We start from the raw sequence: 19,290 nt of genomic DNA, 5'->3' as shown, positions 1-19,290 counted from the left end.
AGTACAGAGATACGTCAATCACGGGAAATGCAGTCGTGTGGTCGGCACTCCAGAGACGCGTGAGCAATCGGCTGGCCCGGCATTTCCGCGCCGCGCCGCATCGGCTGCCCGCGCATGCGCCGATCGTGAGCTTCACCTTCGACGATGCCCCGGATAGCGCTGCAGGCGAGGGCGCCGCGCTTCTGGAAGATCATGGCGGCCGAGGTACGTTCTATCTCGCCGGCAGCCTGATCGATCAGCCCTCCGACCATTGGCATGGCCTGTCGGATGACGCGATCGTGCGGCTTCACCGCGCCGGTCACGAGATCGCCTGCCACACCTTCTCGCACCAGAGCTCGGCCAATCTCGACGAGACCGCGATGGCGCGCGAGATCGAGCGGAACCGGGCTTATTTCCGCAATATCGATTCCTCGATCAATCTGGAGAATTTCGCCTATCCCTACGGGATCGCCTCGGTCTGGCGCAAGCCGCAGCTCGCCAAGGCCTTCCGTTCGGCGCGCGGCATCCTTCCCGGCGTCAACAGCGACGTCATCGATCTCCAGTTCCTGCGTGCGTCGCCCTTGGTCGATTGCGAGATCGACAAGGCGGGCGTCGATCGCTATTTCGACCAAGCGATCGCGAGCGGCGGATGGCTGATCTTCTACGGCCATGACGTTGCGAAGGCGCCGAGCCCCTATGGCTGCACCCCGGACCTGATGCGTCATGCGCTGGAAGCTGCCGGACAGCGCAACATGCCGATCGTGACGGTCGCAGAGGCGCTGCGCAGGATCGGGGCGTAGTTTCTTTTTCCCTTCCCCCGTTGTGGGAGAAGGTGGCGCGAAGCGCCGGATGAGCACCCACAAGGGGAGAGGGGAAGAGTCGCGCCCGCCCCTCAAACAGTCTTGCCACGGCCGCAGCGCCATGCGACTGGCCTTGTGACGAATCTCACGGCTCTGGTTCCAGCCCTCTCATGTCCGCCCCCTCCACCGTCCCGCGACCTGCGCCGGCCAACGGCCGCGACGCGCTGTCGGTGCTGCATTCGGTGTTCGGCCTGCCGGGTTTTCGCGGTTCGCAGGGCGAGATCATCCGGCACGTCACGGACGGCGGCAATTGCCTGGTGCTGATGCCGACCGGCGGCGGCAAGTCGCTGTGCTACCAGCTCCCGTCACTGCTACGCGAAGGCTGCGGCATCGTGGTGTCGCCGTTGATCGCCTTGATGCGCGACCAGGTCGCGGGCCTGCTCGAGGCCGGCGTCAACGCCGCCGCGTTGAACTCGTCGCTGAGCTTCCAGGAGGCCTCCGACATCGAGCGGCGCCTGCTCGCAGGCGATCTCGATCTGCTCTATGTCGCGCCTGAACGCCTGGTGACGCCGCGCTGCCTGTCGCTGCTGGCGCAGGCCAAGGTGGCGCTGTTTGCGATCGACGAGGCGCATTGCGTCTCGCAATGGGGCCATGACTTCCGCCCCGAATATGTCGGCCTCTCCATCATCGCCGAGCGCTTCCCCGATGTGCCGCGCATCGCGCTGACGGCAACCGCCGACGAGTTGACGCGCAAGGAGATCGTGGCGCGGCTTCAGCTCGCGGATTCGCCGCAGTTCGTCTCCAGCTTCGACCGGCCGAACATCCGCTACGAGATCGTCGACAAGCGCAGTGCGGTGTCGCAGCTCAAGGAGTTCATCCGGGAGCGGCATGCGGGCGATGCCGGCGTGGTTTATTGCCTGTCCCGCAACCGGGTCGAGGAGGTCGCCGCCGCGCTCGACGAGGCCGGCATTGCGGCGCTGCCCTACCACGCCGGGCTCGACAGCCAGGTGCGCTCGCGCAACCAGGACCGCTTTCTCAACGAGGACGGCATCGTCATCGTCGCGACCGTCGCGTTCGGCATGGGCATCGACAAGCCCGACGTGCGCTTCGTCGCCCATCTCGACCTGCCCAAGAGCATCGAGGCCTATTACCAGGAGACCGGCCGCGCCGGCCGCGACGGCAAGCCGTCGGCGGCCTGGATGGCCTACGGCCTCTCCGACATCGTGCAGCAACGCCGCATGATCGACGAATCCAGCGCCTCCGACGAATTCAAGCGGGTCTCGATCGGCAAGCTCGATGCGCTGGTAGGCCTTGCCGAGACCGCGCAGTGTCGGCGCCACCGGCTGCTCGCCTATTTCGGCGAGATCGCGATGGGCGAGACCTGCGGCAATTGCGACAATTGCCTGACGCCGCCGAAGATGCGCGACGGCAAGGTGCTGGCGCAGAAGCTGTTGTCCTGCGTCTACCGCACCGGGCAGCGTTTCGGCGCGATGCACTTGATCGACGTGCTGATCGGACGCCTGACCGAGAAGGTCACGCAGTTCGGCCACGACAAATTGTCCGTGTTCGGTATTGGCCGCGAGCTCAACGAGAAGCAGTGGCGCACCGTGCTGCGTCAATTGGTGGCGATGGGGCATTTGCTGAGCGACAGCGAAGCCTATGGGGCGCTGAAGCTGACCGAGACCGCGCGCGGCGTGCTGCGCGGCGAAACCGAAGTGTGGCTGCGCGAGGAGGCGCCCGGCACGCGCCTTCGCGCGAGCCGCGGCAAATCCCGCCGCGGCGATCTCGCGCCGGCGGCGAACGCGCCGCAAGGCGATGTCGATCCCGAACTGCGCGCGCGGCTGCGGTCTTGGCGTTCAGACATTGCGCGCGAGCGCGGCGTGCCGGCCTATGTGGTGCTGCACGATGCCACCATCGACGGCATCGTCCGGGCCTGGCCGACGACCCTCGACGAACTCCGCAACGTGCCCGGCATCGGCGACAAGAAGCTCGAGCATTACGGCGACGAGCTGCTGCAGATCGTCAGGACGCGGTAGGAATAGATGACGCAGCCCGGATGGAGCGTGCGCTCCATCCGGGCTGCGAAGAGGGCGGGCGAGAGCTAAGCCCTCACTCACCCGTTCCGGAACGCATATGCGTACCCGTTCAGCGCGGGCGCACCGCCGAGATGGGCGTACAGGATCTTCGCGCCCTTCTCGAAATAGCCCTTTTGCGCGAGATCGATTAGGCCCTGCATCGACTTGCCCTCGTAGACGGGGTCGGTGATCATCCCTTCGAGACGCGCGGTGAGGCGGATCGCTTCCTTGGTCTCTTCCGACGGCACGCCATAGGCGGGATAGGCGTAGTCCTCGATCAGCACGACGTCGTCAGCGACGAGATCCTTGCCGAGCTCGACCAGCTCAGCCGTGTTCTGCGCGATCTCGAGCACCTGCGATTTCGTCTGCGCCGGCGTGAAAGAGGCGTCGATGCCGATCACCTTGCGGGCGCGGCCGTCGGCGGCGAAGCCGACCAGCATGCCGGCATGGGTCGAACCGGTGACAGTGCAGACGACGATATAGTCGAACTTGAAGCCGAGCTCGGCCTCCTGCTTGCGCACCTCTTCGGCGAAGCCGACATAGCCGAGGCCGCCGAACTTGTGCACCGAGGCGCCGGCGGGAATCGGGTAGGGCTTGCCGCCCGCGGCCTTCACTTCGTCGATCGCCTGCTCCCAGCTCTTGCGGATGCCGATGTCGAAGCCGTCATCGACCAGGCGCACGTCGGCGCCCATGATCCGCGACAGCATGATGTTGCCGACGCGGTCATAGACGGCGTCCTCGTGCGGCACCCAGGCTTCCTGCACCAGCCGGCACTTCATGCCGATCTTGGCCGCGACCGCCGCGATCATGCGGGTGTGGTTCGACTGCACGCCGCCGATCGAGACCAGCGTATCGGCGTTCGAAGCGATCGCATCGGGGATGATGTATTCGAGCTTGCGCAGCTTGTTGCCGCCATAGGCGAGGCCGGAATTGCAGTCCTCGCGCTTGGCATAGACCTCGACATTGCCGCCGAGATGCTTTGACAGCCGCTCCAGCTTCTCGATGGGGGTCGGGCCGAAGGTCAGCTTGTAGCGCGGAAACTTGTCGAGCTTCATGGGTCATCCCGATTGGCGTTGGTGTTGCCATTTGCCTAGCATCGCGTCGGAAGAAGGTGCTCTCGAATGTTGCGCCAATATTGCGATTTTTCTTGCATTTACTGCGATCAATGCTGATATATCTTCCAGGATGTCGCCTTTTTCCGGAAGTTTCTTTCATGGCCGCCCGGCTTGATCGCATCGACCTTAAGATATTGAGATTGCTGCAGAACAACGGTCGGCTCAGCAATGCCGAGCTGGCCGTATCAGTCGCAATCAGCCCCGCGACCTGCCATCGCCGCACCCAGCGCCTGTTCGAGGACGGGTTCATCGCGGCCGTGCGCGCCATGGTCGCGCCGAAGAAGGTGGCGAAGGGCACCCTGGTCATGGTCGGGGTCGTGCTCGACCGCTCCACACCGGAGAGCTTTGCGATCTTCGAGCAGGCGATCGCCAAACTGAAATTCGTGCTCGACTGCCATCTCGTCGCCGGCGACTTCGACTACTTCCTCAAGATCCGCGTCGGCGACATGGAGGATTTCAACCGCATCCACGGCGAGCAGCTGATCGCGCTGCCCGGCGTGCGCCAGACCCGCACTTTCTTCGTGATGAAGGAGGTCGTCGACAACGCGCCGCTCGAATTTTGAGCGGGGTGCACAAGCGTCCTCATGCTAGATGGACGTCGCTTTTCAAGGAATCGCCTGGTCATGCCGATGGAGCCGCTTCCCTTCCGCCACCCCAATCCGGCCGGGCCGGCCTATCGGCGCGGCTGGGTCGACGAGGCCGTGGCGGCGATCGAGGCCGACCAGTGCCGCACCGCCGACACGCATCTGATCCGGCTGATCGTGCCGGCGCTGTCAGGCATCGACATTTATCTGAAGGATGAGTCCACCCATCCGACCGGCAGCTTGAAGCACAGGCTCGCGCGCTCGTTGTTCCTGTATGCGCTCTGTAACGGCCACATCCGCAAAGGCACACCTGTCGTCGAGGCCTCGTCCGGGTCGACGGCGGTGTCGGAAGCCTATTTCGCGCAAATGATCGGCGTACCATTCTACGCCGTGATGCCGCGCACGACCTCGGCGGAGAAGATCGCCGCGATCGAGCATTATGGCGGCAATTGCCACCTGATCGACGACGGCCGCGCTCTCTATGCGGAAGCGGCCGCGCTCTCCGCGCGCCTGAACGGTCACTACATGGACCAGTTCACTTTCGCCGAGCGCGCAACGGATTGGCGCGGCAACAACAACATCGCCGAATCGATCTTCACGCAATTGCAGGGCGAGCCGCGCCCGCTGCCGGACTGGATCGTGATGGGCGCGGGCACCGGCGGCACGTCGGCCACCATCGGACGCTATTTGCGCTATCGCCAATATCCGACGCGGCTGTGTGTCGCCGATGTCGAGCATTCCGCCTTCTTCGATTGCTTCCGCTCGCAGGACCGCTCCCATGTTTGCGACCGCCCGTCGCTGATCGAGGGCGTCGGCCGGCCGCGTTGCGAGCCCTCCTTCGTGGCTGGCGTGGTCGACCGCATGATCAAGATCCCGGACGCGGCCACGATCGCGGCGATGAACGTGCTATCGCGCCGGCTGCGCCGCCCGGTAGGCGGGTCAACCGGCACAAATTTCCTGGCGCTGTGCCGGCTCGCCTCGGAGATGCGGCAGGCGAACGCGACGGGGTCGCTGGTGACGCTGATCTGCGATTCCGGCGAGCGCTATCGGCAAACCTACTATGAGCCCGAATGGCTGAAGGCGCGCGGCCTCGATCCGGCGCCGTTCGAGGCGACCTTGTCGTCGTTCCTCGCCACCGGTGAGCCGATGACGCTCGCCGTCGACGACGTCGCAAATCCCCAGAGCGCTCAAATCCCCGAGACGACATAGTCGAATTTGTCGGAACGCCCGACGGGGGTGCGATGTCACGGCAACTTCACTTGCCTTGCGCGCACATGCGGGCAAGCCTCATCGTCTCAACGAGGAGATCTCCACCGTGCGCCTTCCCATTCTCGATCCGAAAGACCTGAGTGCTGAACAGAAGCCGCTCTATGAGGACATGCAAGCCGGCATCAAGGATCATTTCAAGGGCTTCGTGAACATGCGCGACGATGGCGCATTGCTCGGGCCCTGGAATCCCTGGATCCGCGAGCCGCGCTTCGGCGGGCCGGTGTGGGAGCTGGTCAAGGCGATCGCGTCGAACCCGCTGCTGCCGGCCCCGGTGCGCGAGGTCGCGATCCTCGTCACCGGCTCGCATTTCCGATCCGGCTACGAGCTCTATGCTCACGTGCTGGTCGCCGAGCAGCGCGGCCTCTCCGACGAAAAGCTTGCGACCATCGTCGCCGGCCAGCGGCCGGTGGATCTCACCAAGCAGGAGGCCGTCGCTTACGACATGGCCTCGGCACTGGTGAGCGGCGGCGTGCTGCCGGAGCTGACTTATCGGGCTGCGGTGAAGGAATTCGGCGAGCACGGCGCGGCCGAGCTGTCCTATCTCGTCGGCGTCTATTGCATGGTCTCGGTCACACTCAACACGTTCGACGTGCCGGTGCCGGACTAGTTGCGCACGGCGTAGAGCGGCGTGCGCAGCGTCACCTGATATGACGGCTTCGGAATCCACGCGATCTGCGCCGTGATGCCGAACAAGCGGTTGTCATTGTCGTCCATGCGGTCGAGGTCGAGCCGCAGGACCGGCTGGGTGAATGACTCCGCGATCGTCCGGCCCGCGAGCTCTGCGCCGCCGAACGACTGCACGCCGAGGCGTCCCGTGAACTTCCAGTTGCTCGGCCATTGGTAGTAGCCGCCGGCATAGAGGATCGTGTTCGGCCGGATGCTTGCGAACGGGCTGGCGATGGTGGTGTAAGTATATTGCATGCCCGCGAGCCAGCCCCGCGTTTCATCCTCGTCGAGCGCGTAGTCGAATTCCAGGATGTTGTTGAACGAATTGGTCATGCCCTGCTCGTTGGGCACCGACTGCGTCAGGGTCGATTGCAGCGTGATGGTCGGAACGTTTCCGCCATTCTGCTGATAAAGGTCGGCCTGCAAGCCGATGTTCCAGCTCGTAATGTCGAACGTCGACCAGCCGCCGCCGATGTCGGTCGTCGAGCCCGACACGCCGCCGTAGAGCGAGACGCGGTCGTTGACGTCGACGGTCAGTGGCAGGTCGATCGCAATCGATTTCGCGGCAGGCAAGCCGTTCGGCAGCGTTGTGCCTCTTCGTACCGCCAGAGCTTCGAACGCGGCCGACAAAGACGTGCTGCCGAAGCCGAGCCCGAGCGTGCCCGCCGGAATCGTCGCATAGGTCATGCGCAGATCGAGGTAGATGTTCGGAACCGCTGGTTTTGCCGGTGCGTCCTCATCCGCTTCGGAGGAGAAGGCGGTGCCGGTCGAAATCGCCAGACAGGCCAGCCCCATCGCGGTAGCGCGCAAAGCCTGATGGTGCGATGGGCTGTGCTGGGACAAGTGATAATCCGACGCGTAGGGCTGCGGTGGCGGGATCGTGTGCTAGATGGAACGTGATCGTTGCCGCGGTCAAGCGCTATCCGCAAGCGATGGACGGCACGGACGTGCGCGGTTACTCTGCGGGGAATCGCACTGACACACGCGCCGGCCCGAGTGCAGGCCGGACATTGGAAGGACGACAGCCATGAATACGTCACGCCGCATCCTGCTCACCGGTCTGGCGGGGCTCGCTGTCGCTCCGACGGCGGTGGCTGCCGCCGTGTCGTCTCGCGAGCCTGGCGAAGTGACGGTGGCCGAAGAACGCTTTGCACGCACGATCGCAGCCGCGCATGCGCCGGATGTCACCTGCGCCCGGCAGGCGGCGCGCTATGCGGACGCGCATTGGCCTGACTATGTCATGGCAGCCAGGGCCGTGATCGATGCGCGCGTCTGATTCGCGCACTTACCTCGCAACCGCTCGCCGCACCTGCTCGCCGATCTGCGACAGCACCAGCTGAGCCTGCGGCAGGATCGCGCCCATGGCGTGGAAATTATGAACCATGCCGTCGTGGCAGACGTGCTCGACGGCGACGCCCGCGGCGAGCAGCTTGCGGGCATAGGCATTGCCTTCATCGCGCATCGGGTCGTACTCGGCCGTGTGGATGATCGCGGTCGGCAGGCCCGTGAGCCGCGTTGCCCGTAAGGGAGAAACGCGGGGGTCGGCGGTGTCGATGCCCTCGGGCAGATAGTCTGAGAGATCGGCCTCGATCGTGACGCGGTCGATCAGATGGCCCTCGGCAAAGGCCTCGCGCGAGGGCGAGGTTTCCTCGAAATCCAGCACCGGGCAGATCAGGCATTGCGCGGCGATGGCGAGGCCCGCGGTCTGCGCCGCCTCCTGGCACACGATGGCTGCGAGCGTTGCACCGGCGGAATCGCCGCCGACCACCAGACGGTCCGCGTCGATGCCGAGCGATGCGGCCTCGCGCGCGACCCATTCGGTGGCGGTGATCGCGTCGTCGATCGCAGCCGGGAATTTGTGCTCCGGCGCGAGCCGGTAGTCGACCGACACGAGGCGGCAACCGGTGGCATGCGCCAGCGCCGCCGCGATGCGATCATGGGTGGCGATACCGCCTGCGACCAGCCCGCCGCCGTGGAAGAATACGAAGCCGGGCGCTCGCTCATCGGCATTTGCGGGCGTGTAGAGCCGATAAGGCAGTTCGCCGGCGCGGCCGGGCAGCATGCTGTCGCGCGAGGTCACATCCGGGGCATCTACGCGTGCGAACTGCATCAGCTTCGCCAGCGATTGCCGCCGCGCCTCCACGCTCGGCCGGCCCCTCGCCTCCGGAGCGGCCGCCGCCATCATGGTCAACAAGCGCTTTGCGAGCGGATCGAGCGACATGCTGCTTCCTTTCTCCCCCGGCAGCGAGGGTAACCCACCCCTTGACCGCAGGGAATCATTTAGATGTTGCGTCCAATAGTGGCGCGATATTGCGGCATCACGCCAAGGGGAGGCCGGTCATGGCCGAAATCAGGAAGCCGATCGAATATTCGCCGAGCTGGACCTTCTTCGAGGGCAAATGGCACGACGGCAATGTCCCGATCATGGGTCCGCGCACGCATGCGGCCTGGCTCGGCTCGGTGGTGTTCGACGGTGCACGCGCGTTCGAGGGTGTCGCGCCAGATCTCGACCGTCACGTTGCCCGCGCCAATCAATCCGCGATCAATTTCGGCCTGAAGCCGGTAGTCGATACCGGCACCTGGCTGACGCTCGCAACCGAAGGCATCGCGCGCTTTGCGGCCAATGCCGAGCTCTACGTCCGTCCGATGTACTGGGCGCAGAACGGCTCGGGCGGCGGCGTGCTGTTCGACCCCGAGACCACCAATTGGTGCCTGTGCATCTACGAGGCGCCGATGCCCAAACCTGTCGGCAACGCGATCACGCTGTCGCCGTTCCGCAGGCCCACGGCCGAATGCGCGCCGGTCGAGGCGAAGGCGGCCTGCCTCTATCCGAACAATTCGCGCGCGCTTGCGGAGGCCGCGTCCCGCGGCTTCCAGAACGCGCTGATGCTCGACATGCTCGGCAACGTCGCGGAGTTCGGCAATTCCAACGTGTTCATGGCCAAGGACGGCGTGGTCTATACGCCGGTGCCGAACGGCACGTTCCTCACCAGCATCACGCGCCAGCGCGTTATCGACCTGCTTCGCGGCGACGGCGTCACCGTGGTCGAGAAGACGTTGCGCTATGCGGATTTCGTGGCCGCGGACGAGATCTTCTCAACCGGCAATTTTGCGAAAGTCGCGCCGGTGATTCGTATTGACGAACGCGAGCTGAAGCCGGGCCCGTTCTACGCCAAAGCGCGCAAGCTCTATTGGGACTTTGCGCATGCGGTGAAGCTGGCGGCTTGAGGGGCAGTCAGCTGCTGCGCCGAAACCGGCTGAACTGAAACGCCTGTGTCGAATTCCACGGCGTATGATGTGTCTCGCTTTGCGTCTCGACCAGCTCAAACTCCGGCCCGAGCTCCGCTGCGAGGCTGGCGCTGTCATGGCGCTGCACCGGCAGGCCGCTGCATTTCTCCGGACCGTCGGGCGCAAACGTCGCGATGATGACGTGGCCGCCGGGCGCAACCGCAGACCGCAGGCGCTCGACATAAGCCGCCCTGTCGCGGGGATCGGTCAGGAAGTGAAACGCCGCGCGATCGTGCCATACATCGTAGATCCTCGCCGGCCGCCATGTCGTGGCGTCGGCGACGATCCAGTCGATGGTCGAAGCGGCTTGGCCAATACGGCGCTTGGCGGCGTCAAGCGCGTTGGCGGAGAGGTCCAGCACGGCGAGATCGCGATATCCGCCCTGCAAGAGAGTGTCGACCAGCCGCGAAGCGCCGCCGCCGATGTCGATGATCGCAGCGCGCTGATCGGGCCTGGCCGCGCGGATCATTCCGAGCGAAATCGCCGGGCTGTCCTGAAACCAGCTGACTTCCGCCTCGCCCTTGGTGGCGTACACGTTCTCCCAATGGGCGTTTCGGTCGCACATCGCGCGTCCTCCGGCTCAGCTGCCCGGCGGCGAAGGAGGAACTACTCCTCCTTCTTCGACATGCGCTCCAGGCGCTCCTGCATGTCCTTCATCTGCTGGCGCAGATCGTCGATGTTGCTGTCCTTCGGCGTCTCGACAGTCGCATCGGCCTCCGGCTCGGCGGCGGTCGCCGGGCGGGCCGCATTGGGAACAAACGGCTTGAACATCGAGAAGGTCTGCTGGAACAGCTCCATGTTGCGGCGGACCTGTTCTTCCAGCGGCGCAAACGGGGTTCCGGAAAGCGAGGTGGCAATCTGCTTGCGGAACTTCTCCTGCTCCTGGGTCAGCGACGCGATGGCCTGCTCCAGATATTTCGGAACCACCATCTGCATGCTGTCGCCGTAGAAGCGGATCAACTGGCGCAGGAACGTGGTCGGGAGCAGGTTCTGGCCGGCCTTGTTCTCCTGCTCGAAGATGATCTGGGCGAGCACGGAGCGGGTGATGTCGTCGCCGGTCTTGGCGTCATAGACCAGGAAATCTTCGCCATCCTTGACCATCGAGGCGAGGTCTTCCAGCGTCACATAGGTACTCGTTCCGGTGTTGTAGAGCCGGCGGTTCGCGTATTTCTTGATGGTGGTGGGTTGGTCTGATTTCGCCATGGGCTCTCACTTGCAAACGCGGAGAACGGGAACCGAGCGGGCTATGCCGCAGGGCGGGAAGAGTACGCAACGCAACAAAATAAGCATTTTCAAAGGGCTCACGCTACCGTTTTGTGCGGCACGGTTAATCGCACAGCAAAATCCTGCTTGCGAAAGCGCCAAGAACGCTATTTTGAATGCGCTGCGGCATGAATTCGGTGAAGGTTCGATTGACATGCCTCAACGACGTTAACAGGATGCCATTCGAGACTGGCGAGCCGTTTCCACAGCCACGCCTGCCCCCTTTCAAACCCAGGAGATGCCCATGTCAGACGATGTCGTCATCGTCAGCGCCGCCCGCACCCCGGTCGGAAGCTTCAACGGAGCGTTCGCGACCCTTCCCGCCCATGACCTTGGCGCCATCGCCATCAAGGCCGCGCTGGAGCGCGGGGGCATCGAGCCCGGCCGGGTCTCGGAAGTCATCATGGGTCAGATCCTGACCGCCGCCCAGGGCCAGAACCCGGCCCGTCAGGCTTCGATCGCCGCCGGGATCCCGGTGGAGAGCCCGGCCTGGGGCGTCAACCAGCTTTGCGGCTCGGGCCTGCGCACGGTTGCGCTCGGTTACCAGGCGCTGCTCAACGGCGATTCCGAGATCGTGGTCGCCGGCGGCCAGGAATCCATGAGCATGGCTCCGCACGCCCAATATCTGCGTGGCGGCGTCAAGATGGGCCCGGTCGAGTTCGTCGACACCATGATCAAGGACGGCCTGTGGGATGCCTTCAACGGCTACCACATGGGCAACACCGCCGAGAACGTCGCACGGCAGTGGCAGATTACCCGTACCCAGCAGGACGAGTTCGCGGTCGCCTCGCAGCAGAAGGCCGAGGCGGCGCAGAAGGCCGGCAAGTTCAACGACGAGATCGTCCCCGTCACCATCAAGAGCCGCAAGGGCGACATCGTCGTCAGCGCCGACGAATATCCGCGTCATGGCGCCACGCTCGATGGCATGGCCAAGCTCAAGCCCGCCTTCGAGAAGGACGGCACGGTCACCGCAGGCTCGGCATCCGGCATCAATGACGGCGCGGCCGCCGTGGTGCTGATGACCGCCAAGCAGGCCGCCAAGGAAGGCAAGAAGCCGCTCGCGCGGATCGTGTCGTGGGCACAGGCCGGCGTCGATCCGAAGATCATGGGCTCTGGCCCGATCCCGGCCTCGCGTGCCGCGCTGAAGAAAGCCGGCTGGAATGTCGGCGATCTCGACCTGATCGAAGCCAACGAGGCCTTCGCGGCGCAGGCCTGCGCCGTCAACAAGGACCTCGGCTGGGACACCTCCAAGGTCAACGTCAACGGCGGCGCGATCGCGATCGGTCATCCCGTCGGCGCGTCCGGCGCACGCGTGCTGGTGACGCTGCTGCACGAAATGCAGAAGCGTGATTCGAAGAAGGGCCTCGCCACGCTGTGCATCGGCGGCGGCATGGGTATCGCGATGTGCATCGCGCGCGACTGAAGATTGCTGACACGTAGCTGACGCGCAGTTTGCGCGTGCGCTGCACACGTCAGTGAGTGCGTTGCACGCGACTAAAAAGGCAGCGGTTGCAAATCAAATATTCTTCGCAACCGCGCAGGCCTCGATTAAATACAAACGCCCGGCTCAACGCCGGGCGTTTGTTCTTGATGTCCGTCAAACCAACCGCATAATCCAACGCTAAAAAGCAATCACGTCAGAAACGTCCGAAGAGTCCAAGGGAAGGAATACGACATGGCACGAGTTGCGTTGGTGACGGGTGGTACGCGGGGCATCGGTGCTGCGATCAGCAAGGCACTGAAGGCGGCGGGATACAAGGTTGCGGCGAGCTATGCCGGCAATGATACGGCGGCGGAGAAGTTCAAGGCCGAGACCGGCATCGCCGTCTACAAATGGGACGTCAGCAGTTTCGATGCCTGCGCCGAGGGCGTGAAGAAGGTCGAGGCCGACCTCGGGCCGATCGAGGTGCTCGTCAACAATGCGGGCATCACCCGCGACACCGCTTTCCACAAGATGACGCTGGAGCAGTGGAACGCGGTCATCAACACCAATCTCGGCTCGCTGTTCAACATGACACGCCAGGTCATCGAGGGCATGCGTTCGCGCAAATTCGGCCGCATTATCTCGATCTCGTCGATCAACGGCCAGAAGGGGCAGTTCGGTCAGGTCAATTATTCCGCGGCGAAGGCGGGTGACATCGGCTTCACCAAGGCGCTCGCGCTCGAGAACGCCAAGGGCGGCATCACCGTCAACGCGATCTGCCCCGGCTACATCAACACCGAAATGGTGCAGGCGGTGCCGAAAGACGTTCTGGAGAAGAACGTGATCCCGCAGATCCCGGTCAACCGGCTCGGCGAGCCCGAGGAGATCGCCCGCGCGGTGGTGTTCCTCGCAGCCGACGAGGCCGGTTTCATCACGGGCTCGACGATGACCATCAACGGCGGCCAATATCAGACCTGATATGGCGCCAGGCCATCAGGTCAAAAGCCTGTAGCCTCAAGCGCGACAAGGCGATAGTGAAGATGAAAATGCCCGGCCTCGTGCCGGGCATCGTTGTCCTCAGAGCCTTCGTCAATGACCCCGCGCACAGCCACGCTGATCGGATTGACCGCGATCCTGATGTGGTCGCTGCTGTCGGTGATGACGGTGGCGACCGGAAGGATCCCGGCGTTCCAGCTTGCTGCGATGACCTTCGCTATCGGCGGCCTGGTCGGCCTGCTCACCTGGATCGGCCGCGGCGAGGCGGCGAAGAGCCTGCGTCAGCCGCTGGTCGTCTGGGCGGCCGGCGTGGGCGGCCTGTTCGGCTACCACGCGCTGTATTTTCTCGCGCTGCGCTTTGCGCCGCCGGCCGAAGCCGGCCTGCTGAATTATCTGTGGCCGCTGCTGATCGTGCTGTTCTCGTCCTTCCTGCCCGGCGAGCGGCTCGCCTTGCATCACATCGTCGGCGCGATGCTCGGGCTCGTCGGCACCGTGCTGCTGTTCGCCGGCAACACCTCCGGCTTCGCGGCGGGGCAGGTGCCGGGATTGGCAGCGGCCTTCATCGCTGCATTCGTCTGGGCCGCCTATTCGGTGCTGTCGCGCCGGCTCAAAGCCGTTCCGACCGATGCGGTCGCCGGATTCTGCCTGGCCACCGCCGTGCTTGCCGCGCTGATGCACGGCCTGCTCGAGACCACCGTCTGGCCGGAGACCACGCTGCAATGGCTCTCTGTGATCGCGCTCGGCATCGGTCCCGTCGGTGCCGCCTTCTATGCCTGGGACATCGGCATGAAGCGCGGTGACATCCGCGTGCTCGGCGCCGCCTCCTACGCGACGCCGCTGCTCTCGACCGGCTTCCTCATCGCGGCCGGTTTTGCCAAGGCCAGCGCCAACATCGCCCTTGCCGCCATCCTGATTGCCGGCGGCGGCCTGATCGCGGCGAAGGACATGGTGCTGCGGAAGCGATGATCGTCATTCCGGGGCGGAGTGGACCTACGGCTGCCAGCCCTTCGGTGCGAGCTCGAATTTCGCGAACTCAAAGGCGGGTGCGACGGTGCAGCCGACCAACGTCCAATCGCCGGTCGTCTCCGCCATCTGCCAAGCGTCCGCCGGCACAATGGCCTGCGGCCGCTCGCCGCCGACGAGGTCGGTACCGAGCCGCACTTCGTGCTGCGAACACCCTTCATGCGCGATGCGCAGCATCAGGGGGCTGCCGGCGTAATAGTGCCATGTCTCGACCGCATCGACGCGATGCCAGTGCGAACGCTCGCCGCGCGTCAGCAGGAAGTAAATGAGGGTCGAGCGCGAACGCCCGTTGGCGTCCGTGGCCTGGTCGCGGAACGTCTCGCGGTAATGGCCGCCTTCGGGATGCGGCCGCAATTCGAGGCGCGCGATGATCTCGGCTGCGGTCGGCATCGATCCCCGTCAGGACTTGTTCTTCGCGACTTATGCTTCACGACTTGTTCTTGCGCTCGCGCAATTCGCCGAACACGGCGGCGGCATCCGCGCCCTTCATGTGTAGCCTGGCTGCGACCTCGGGCGCATCAGCGCGCAGGAACACGTTTGCTCGCTTCTCGTCACCAAGCAGTGAGGGAATGGTGGCCTTGTTCTCGGCCCGCAATCTCGTCACCTCGGCGGCGCGCGCCTGGAGCGCCGCATTGTCGGGGTCGATGGTGAGCGCGAACTTGACGTTGGAGGCCGTGTATTCGTGGCCGCAATAGAGATTGAAGTCGTCGGGCAGGGCACGCAGCTTCAGAAGCGAATCCCACATCATCGGATAGGTGCCCTCGAACACGCGGCCGCAGCCGATCGAAAACAGCGTGTCGGCAGCGAACACCGTCTTCTCGGTGTCGAACACGTAGGAGACGTGGTCGAGCGTGTGGCCCGGCGTCTCCAGAACGCGCGCCAGCAAATTGCCGATCTTGACCACGTCGGCATTGGCGACACGCAGATCGACATTGGCGATTTCAGTGGTCTTGTCGTGCGGCGCGACGACGCGGCAATTGTATTTCCGCTTGAGTTCGGCGACCCCGCCGACATGATCGCCGTGATGATGGGTGATCAGGATGTCGGTGAGCTGCCAGCCCTCGCGCTCCAGCGCCGCCAGGATGGGGCCAGCCTCGGGCGCGTCGATCGACGCCGTCGCCTTGGTTTCCACATCGTGGATCAGATAGCCGAAATTGTCGTTTAAACAGCTGAAAGTACGAATTTCGGCGGCCATGTCATCTCCATCGGGCTCAGCCCCGCCAGACAAATATGGCGTTAACGTTGCGCAGGCAATGCAATATTCCGCACGCGGCGGCGCTCTCGCGCATGTTACATTGCCGTCATGACCATCGACGTCGTCGACCTCCGCGAGTTCTATTCCCGCCGCCTCGGGATCGTGGCGCGGCAAATGATCAATCGCGGCATCAGGGAACGCTGGCCGAGCGCGGTGGGCCAGCGCGTTCTCGGCCTCGGCTATCCCACGCCCTATCTGGGGTTGTTCCGCGAAGATGCCGAGCGCTGCCTCGCCTTCATGCCGGCGGCCCAGGGTGTCTTGAAATGGCCGACGGGGCGGCCGGCGCTGGCCTCGCTGGTCGACGAATTCTCGCTGCCGCTTCCTGACGCCGCGGTCGACCGCATCCTGCTGGTTCATGCGCTGGAGATGTCGGACGATCCGGCCGCGCTGCTGCGCGAGGCGTGGCGCGTGCTGTCGCCATCCGGCCGCGTGATCGCGGTCATCCCGAACCGGCGCGGGGTGTGGACCCGCACGGACAGCACGCCGTTCGGTCACGGCCGACCGTATTCGCGTTCGCAGATCACCGACCTTTTGCGCCAGACCTGGTTCACCCCGACCGCCTGGGGCGAGGCGCTTTTCATGCCGCCCTATGCCGGCGGCTGGGTGCTGAAATCCGCGCAGATGTGGGAGCGCGCCGGTGCGGCGCTGTCGCTGCCCTTCGCCGGCGTGCACATCGTCGAGGCCACCAAGCAGGTCTACCGCGCCATTCCCGCCAAGCGCGAGCGGGCGCGGTTGATTCCGTCGCTGGCCAAGCCGGTGCTGGTGCCGTCCTCGACGACGGCGACGCGCGGCTGAAAACAAATCGTCCCGGCGAGGCCGGGACGATTCAGTTCAGGAAATCTGGTTCAGGACGTCTGGCGACGCCTTTGCAGTCTACTCGCCGGGGGCCACTTCGTCGCTCGAGGCGGCCGGAGCAGCTTCGCGCTCGGGGCGCGGGCCATGCGGCCGGCGGCGCCGCCGCGGAAAACGCTCACCGGCGCCACCGCCTTCGAAGGCGCCCGGGACATTCGCGCCACCATTCACTTGCGGCTGCGGGCCGGTGATAAAAGAGGGCAGACGGTCGACGCTGCCGGCGTCGGCAACGACGGGCTGCGGCTGGTTCAGCGGCAGCGGCAGCGGCTGAGGCTGGGGCTGATATTGCGGCTGCGGACGGTGCTCGCGCTCGCGGTGCTCGCGCGGCTGCTGGTTCTCGCGTTGATAGGGCTGGTTTTCGCGCTGCTGATGATCACGCTGGTGATCGCGCTGGCCGTCGCGGTCGCGCGCGAAGGGCTGCTGCTGTTGCGGCTGCGGGACGAAGCCCGGCTCCTGGCCGAAATTCGAGAAATTCTCGCCGTCGTCGTCGCCGTCGTCGCTATTGCTGCTGATCGGCTCGTCACCGCGCGGCTGCTGGTTCTGGCGGAACTGCTCCTGGGCCGCGGCGATCAGGCGAAAATAATGCTCGGCGTGCTGGTAGTAGTTCTCGGCCGCAACGGGGTCGCCGGAGGAGCGCGCGTCGCGTGCGAGCTGGAGATACTTTTCGGCGATGTGCGAGGCGGTGCCGCGGATCTTGATGTCGGGTCCGTTGGACTCGTAGACCCGGGTCATCGGGTTCTGGCTGCGCCGGTTATTGTTGTTGTTATTATTGTTATTATTGCGGTTGCGCATCCGCTGCTTGTTCTGACCGTTTCTCATGTCCTGCCTTTAATTCCAGCCCTAAACGTTGCACGCGTTACTGATTGCTAGGAGTGACCTGGTGACAGCGGTTCACATCGCTCGCGCGCACCGCGCGCAAGAGCGGATCGAACCCTGCCGATGTACGTCGACCGTCGCGTTCAACAAGGACGCGTTCCCCACCCGCCAGCACTGATCGCCAGCGAACCCATTCATTTTGCTTGTCGAAACAAGCCCAGCTGTGTTGCGTAAGTCTTCAAGCGCAATATCAGGCTTTCGTTCACTTTGCGGTCGGAGAGCGGCGCAGCTCCAATGGCCATCGCGCTCAACAGGACCTGCGGCTTGGAACCGTTAATCAGTAAAGCTCTCGCCCGAGAGCCCGGCTTTCACCCGTAGGTCTACGGGGCCGGCACCGATCTGTTGATCGGAAGGTAGTCGTTCCCAAGGGATATTCCAAGAGCTTTTTGCAGGCCAATCCGGCTTTTATGGAGGCATTTTTCGGGCTGAAACGGCCCGCGGAATGCCCGCCAGATCGGCCTTGGGCGGCCTGTCCGCCGTTAACGCGCCGGCCGCCATCAAGGTTTCAATAGTCCGGGCCTGCCCCTGTCCGGCCTCGACGATCAGCGCTCCGCCAGGGGCGAGACGCTCGGCGGCCTGCGGGATCAGGGCGCGATAGGCGTCATATCCGTCATTGCCGCCGTCGAGCGCCAGATGCGGATCGTGGTCGCGTACCTCGATGCTAAGTATCGGGATTTCGGCGGAGGGAATATAGGGCGGGTTCGAGACGATCAGGTCAAACGGGCCGCGCAGCGCCGCCAGATAGGAGCAGGCGACGAAGCCGGCGCGGCCGGCGAGGCCGAGGGCGACCGCGTTGTCGCGCGCCGTATCGAGCGCCGTCAGGCTGACATCGGTGCCGACCGCAAACGCGTCGGGAATCTCGCGCAGCAATGCGAGCAGGATGGCGCCCGATCCGACGCCGATATCTGCGATGAGCGGGCGCCGCCCCGATATCGCCAGCCCACGAAAAATCTCGAGCGCCAGCTCGACGACGGTCTCGGTGTCCGGCCGCGGTACCAGCGTCGCCTCGGACAGCCGCAACGGCATGCCCCAGAACTCCCGCGCGCCGAGAATGCGGGCGACCGGCTCATGCGCGAGCCGGCGCTGCGCGTATCGTTCGAGCCGCATGGCCTCGTCAGGCGTGAGTCGTCGCGATGCCTGCGTCACCATGCCGGTCAGATCGAGCTCCAGCGCTGCCCCGACGAGCAGGCGCGCATCGAGGGCGGCGTCCTCGATGCCGGCCGATTGCAGCCGTGCCGCGAGCGCGCGCCGCGCACTCTCGACGTCATGTCCGGGACCGAAGCCTGTCGTCAATGGAACCATCCTGCCTTGGCATCGTGGATAGATCGGCAGGCTTGCTTGCGTCAACGGAAAGGAGCGCGTTTGATCGCGCCTCGCAAGCGTGGAGGGGTCCATGACGGCCTATGACGACCAGAACGTCTTCGCAAAGATCCTGCGCGGCGAGATTCCCTGCTTCGAGGTTTTCAGGGACGACCGCAGCCTGGCCTTCCTCGACATCATGCCGCGCGCACCCGGACACACGCTGGTGATTCCGCGGGCGCAGGCGCGCGGCATTCTGGATATCGCGGAGGATGATCTCGCCGCCGTTGCCCGGACGGCCAAGCGGATCGCGCTTGCGGCGATGAAGGCGTTTGACGCGGAGGGAATTATCCTTCAGCAGTTCAGCGAGCCGGCCAGCGGGCAGGTGGTGCTTCACCTGCACATGCACGTCATGCCCGTCAGGGCCGGCGTCGAACTGTTGCCGGCGCAGACGCGCAAGGAAGATATGGCCGTGCTCGCCGATCACGCCAAGCGCATGATCGCGGCGCTTGGCAACTGATTGCGGC

21 protein-coding genes are annotated in these 19,290 nt (G+C 64.8%); 12 read left to right on the top strand and 9 right to left on the bottom strand.

Translation table 11 applies throughout. From position 1 onward, the window contains the following. The first annotated feature begins 35 nt into the window (after positions 1-35). Together IVB24_RS00825 and recQ are read left to right on the top strand one after the other, a co-directional pair. Entirely contained in the window at positions 36-779 is a 744-nt protein-coding gene (locus tag IVB24_RS00825) for a polysaccharide deacetylase family protein (protein WP_346771352.1), read from the top strand. A 170-nt stretch (positions 780-949) separates the two neighbouring features. After that, complete coding sequence (gene recQ, locus IVB24_RS00820; protein ID WP_247771754.1) at positions 950-2,815, top strand: DNA helicase RecQ; 1,866 nt, start codon at positions 950-952, stop codon at positions 2,813-2,815. A gap of 77 nt (positions 2,816-2,892) precedes the next feature. Here the strand turns inward: recQ and IVB24_RS00815 are convergent, their stop codons facing one another. Further along, on the bottom strand, positions 2,893-3,909 hold the full coding sequence (locus IVB24_RS00815; RefSeq protein WP_247771753.1) for a 1-aminocyclopropane-1-carboxylate deaminase: 1,017 nt from the start codon (positions 3,907-3,909) through the stop codon (positions 2,893-2,895). Positions 3,910-4,067: 158 nt separating this feature from the next. Between IVB24_RS00815 and IVB24_RS00810 the strand changes: the two genes are divergently transcribed. From IVB24_RS00810 to IVB24_RS00800, 3 genes are all read left to right on the top strand, one after another. Further along, the gene (locus tag IVB24_RS00810; RefSeq protein ID WP_247771752.1) at positions 4,068-4,532 is read left to right on the top strand and encodes an Lrp/AsnC ligand binding domain-containing protein; all 465 of its coding nucleotides are present in this window, start codon (positions 4,068-4,070) and stop codon (positions 4,530-4,532) included. Positions 4,533-4,598: 66 nt separating this feature from the next. After that, positions 4,599-5,762, top strand: a complete 1,164-nt coding sequence (locus IVB24_RS00805) for a PLP-dependent cysteine synthase family protein (protein WP_166469971.1) — start codon at positions 4,599-4,601, stop codon at positions 5,760-5,762. Between the two features lie 106 nt (positions 5,763-5,868). Next, the gene (locus tag IVB24_RS00800) at positions 5,869-6,429 is read left to right on the top strand and encodes a hypothetical protein (protein ID WP_094973643.1); all 561 of its coding nucleotides are present in this window, start codon (positions 5,869-5,871) and stop codon (positions 6,427-6,429) included. Here IVB24_RS00800 and IVB24_RS00795 read toward each other — a convergent pair. After that, entirely contained in the window at positions 6,426-7,298 is an 873-nt protein-coding gene (locus IVB24_RS00795; RefSeq protein ID WP_247774261.1) for a hypothetical protein, read from the bottom strand. The genes IVB24_RS00800 and IVB24_RS00795 overlap by 4 nt on opposite strands. A 217-nt stretch (positions 7,299-7,515) precedes the next feature. Here IVB24_RS00795 and IVB24_RS00790 point away from each other — a divergent pair, with 217 nt between their 5' ends. Beyond that, the gene (locus tag IVB24_RS00790; RefSeq protein ID WP_094973597.1) at positions 7,516-7,764 is read left to right on the top strand and encodes a hypothetical protein; all 249 of its coding nucleotides are present in this window, start codon (positions 7,516-7,518) and stop codon (positions 7,762-7,764) included. A 9-nt stretch (positions 7,765-7,773) separates the two neighbouring features. Here IVB24_RS00790 and IVB24_RS00785 read toward each other — a convergent pair whose 3' ends face one another. Then, positions 7,774-8,709 (bottom strand): alpha/beta hydrolase, encoded by a 936-nt coding sequence (locus IVB24_RS00785; protein WP_247771751.1) that lies wholly within the window; start codon positions 8,707-8,709, stop codon positions 7,774-7,776. A 119-nt stretch (positions 8,710-8,828) separates the two neighbouring features. Here IVB24_RS00785 and IVB24_RS00780 point away from each other — a divergent pair, with 119 nt between their 5' ends. Further along, positions 8,829-9,716 carry a branched-chain amino acid aminotransferase gene (locus IVB24_RS00780; protein ID WP_247771750.1) on the top strand — a complete coding sequence of 296 codons (888 nt, stop codon included), beginning with the start codon at positions 8,829-8,831 and terminating at the stop codon, positions 9,714-9,716. A gap of 7 nt (positions 9,717-9,723) precedes the next feature. Here IVB24_RS00780 and IVB24_RS00775 read toward each other — a convergent pair whose 3' ends face one another. Both IVB24_RS00775 and phaR read right to left on the bottom strand, forming a co-directional pair. Then, positions 9,724-10,341, bottom strand: coding sequence for a class I SAM-dependent methyltransferase (locus IVB24_RS00775; protein WP_247771749.1), 618 nt, complete (start codon positions 10,339-10,341; stop codon positions 9,724-9,726). Positions 10,342-10,382: 41 nt separating this feature from the next. Then, a complete protein-coding gene (gene phaR / locus IVB24_RS00770) occupies positions 10,383-10,979 on the bottom strand; it encodes a polyhydroxyalkanoate synthesis repressor PhaR (RefSeq protein WP_247771748.1) in 597 nt (198 codons plus the stop codon). Positions 10,980-11,283: 304 nt separating this feature from the next. On the opposite strand from phaR, the gene IVB24_RS00765 reads away from it, so the two are divergent. From IVB24_RS00765 to IVB24_RS00755, 3 genes are all read left to right on the top strand, one after another. Next, positions 11,284-12,462 carry an acetyl-CoA C-acetyltransferase gene (locus tag IVB24_RS00765; RefSeq protein ID WP_094973642.1) on the top strand — a complete coding sequence of 393 codons (1,179 nt, stop codon included), beginning with the start codon at positions 11,284-11,286 and terminating at the stop codon, positions 12,460-12,462. Positions 12,463-12,714: 252 nt separating this feature from the next. Beyond that, a complete protein-coding gene (gene phbB, locus IVB24_RS00760) occupies positions 12,715-13,440 on the top strand; it encodes an acetoacetyl-CoA reductase (protein WP_247771747.1) in 726 nt (241 codons plus the stop codon). A gap of 114 nt (positions 13,441-13,554) precedes the next feature. Beyond that, positions 13,555-14,424, top strand: coding sequence for an EamA family transporter (locus tag IVB24_RS00755; protein ID WP_247771746.1), 870 nt, complete (start codon positions 13,555-13,557; stop codon positions 14,422-14,424). 24 nt (positions 14,425-14,448) lie between these two features. Here IVB24_RS00755 and IVB24_RS00750 read toward each other — a convergent pair whose 3' ends face one another. Continuing rightward, positions 14,449-14,871 carry a cupin domain-containing protein gene (locus tag IVB24_RS00750; protein ID WP_247771745.1) on the bottom strand — a complete coding sequence of 141 codons (423 nt, stop codon included), beginning with the start codon at positions 14,869-14,871 and terminating at the stop codon, positions 14,449-14,451. 37 nt (positions 14,872-14,908) lie between these two features. Continuing rightward, positions 14,909-15,676, bottom strand: a complete 768-nt coding sequence (gloB, locus tag IVB24_RS00745; RefSeq protein ID WP_247771744.1) for a hydroxyacylglutathione hydrolase — start codon at positions 15,674-15,676, stop codon at positions 14,909-14,911. A 108-nt stretch (positions 15,677-15,784) separates the two neighbouring features. Between gloB and IVB24_RS00740 the strand changes: the two genes are divergently transcribed. Next, complete coding sequence (locus tag IVB24_RS00740) at positions 15,785-16,531, top strand: methyltransferase domain-containing protein (RefSeq protein WP_247771743.1); 747 nt, start codon at positions 15,785-15,787, stop codon at positions 16,529-16,531. Between the two features lie 78 nt (positions 16,532-16,609). On the opposite strand, the gene IVB24_RS00735 is transcribed toward IVB24_RS00740, so the two are convergent. Then, the gene (locus tag IVB24_RS00735; protein WP_247771742.1) at positions 16,610-17,407 is read right to left on the bottom strand and encodes a DUF4167 domain-containing protein; all 798 of its coding nucleotides are present in this window, start codon (positions 17,405-17,407) and stop codon (positions 16,610-16,612) included. Between the two features lie 462 nt (positions 17,408-17,869). Beyond that, the gene (gene prmC, locus IVB24_RS00730; RefSeq protein WP_247771741.1) at positions 17,870-18,766 is read right to left on the bottom strand and encodes a peptide chain release factor N(5)-glutamine methyltransferase; all 897 of its coding nucleotides are present in this window, start codon (positions 18,764-18,766) and stop codon (positions 17,870-17,872) included. A 91-nt stretch (positions 18,767-18,857) separates the two neighbouring features. On the opposite strand from prmC, the gene IVB24_RS00725 reads away from it, so the two are divergent. Continuing rightward, entirely contained in the window at positions 18,858-19,283 is a 426-nt protein-coding gene (locus IVB24_RS00725) for an HIT family protein (RefSeq protein ID WP_247771740.1), read from the top strand. Positions 19,284-19,290: the final 7 nt, after the last annotated feature.

The sequence above is a fragment of the Bradyrhizobium sp. 192 genome (assembly GCF_023100965.1).
Lineage (GTDB): Bacteria > Pseudomonadota > Alphaproteobacteria > Rhizobiales > Xanthobacteraceae > Bradyrhizobium > Bradyrhizobium symbiodeficiens.
The sequence above is the reverse complement of the archived record's forward strand: the minus strand, read 5'-3'. Positions and strand labels throughout refer to the sequence as shown.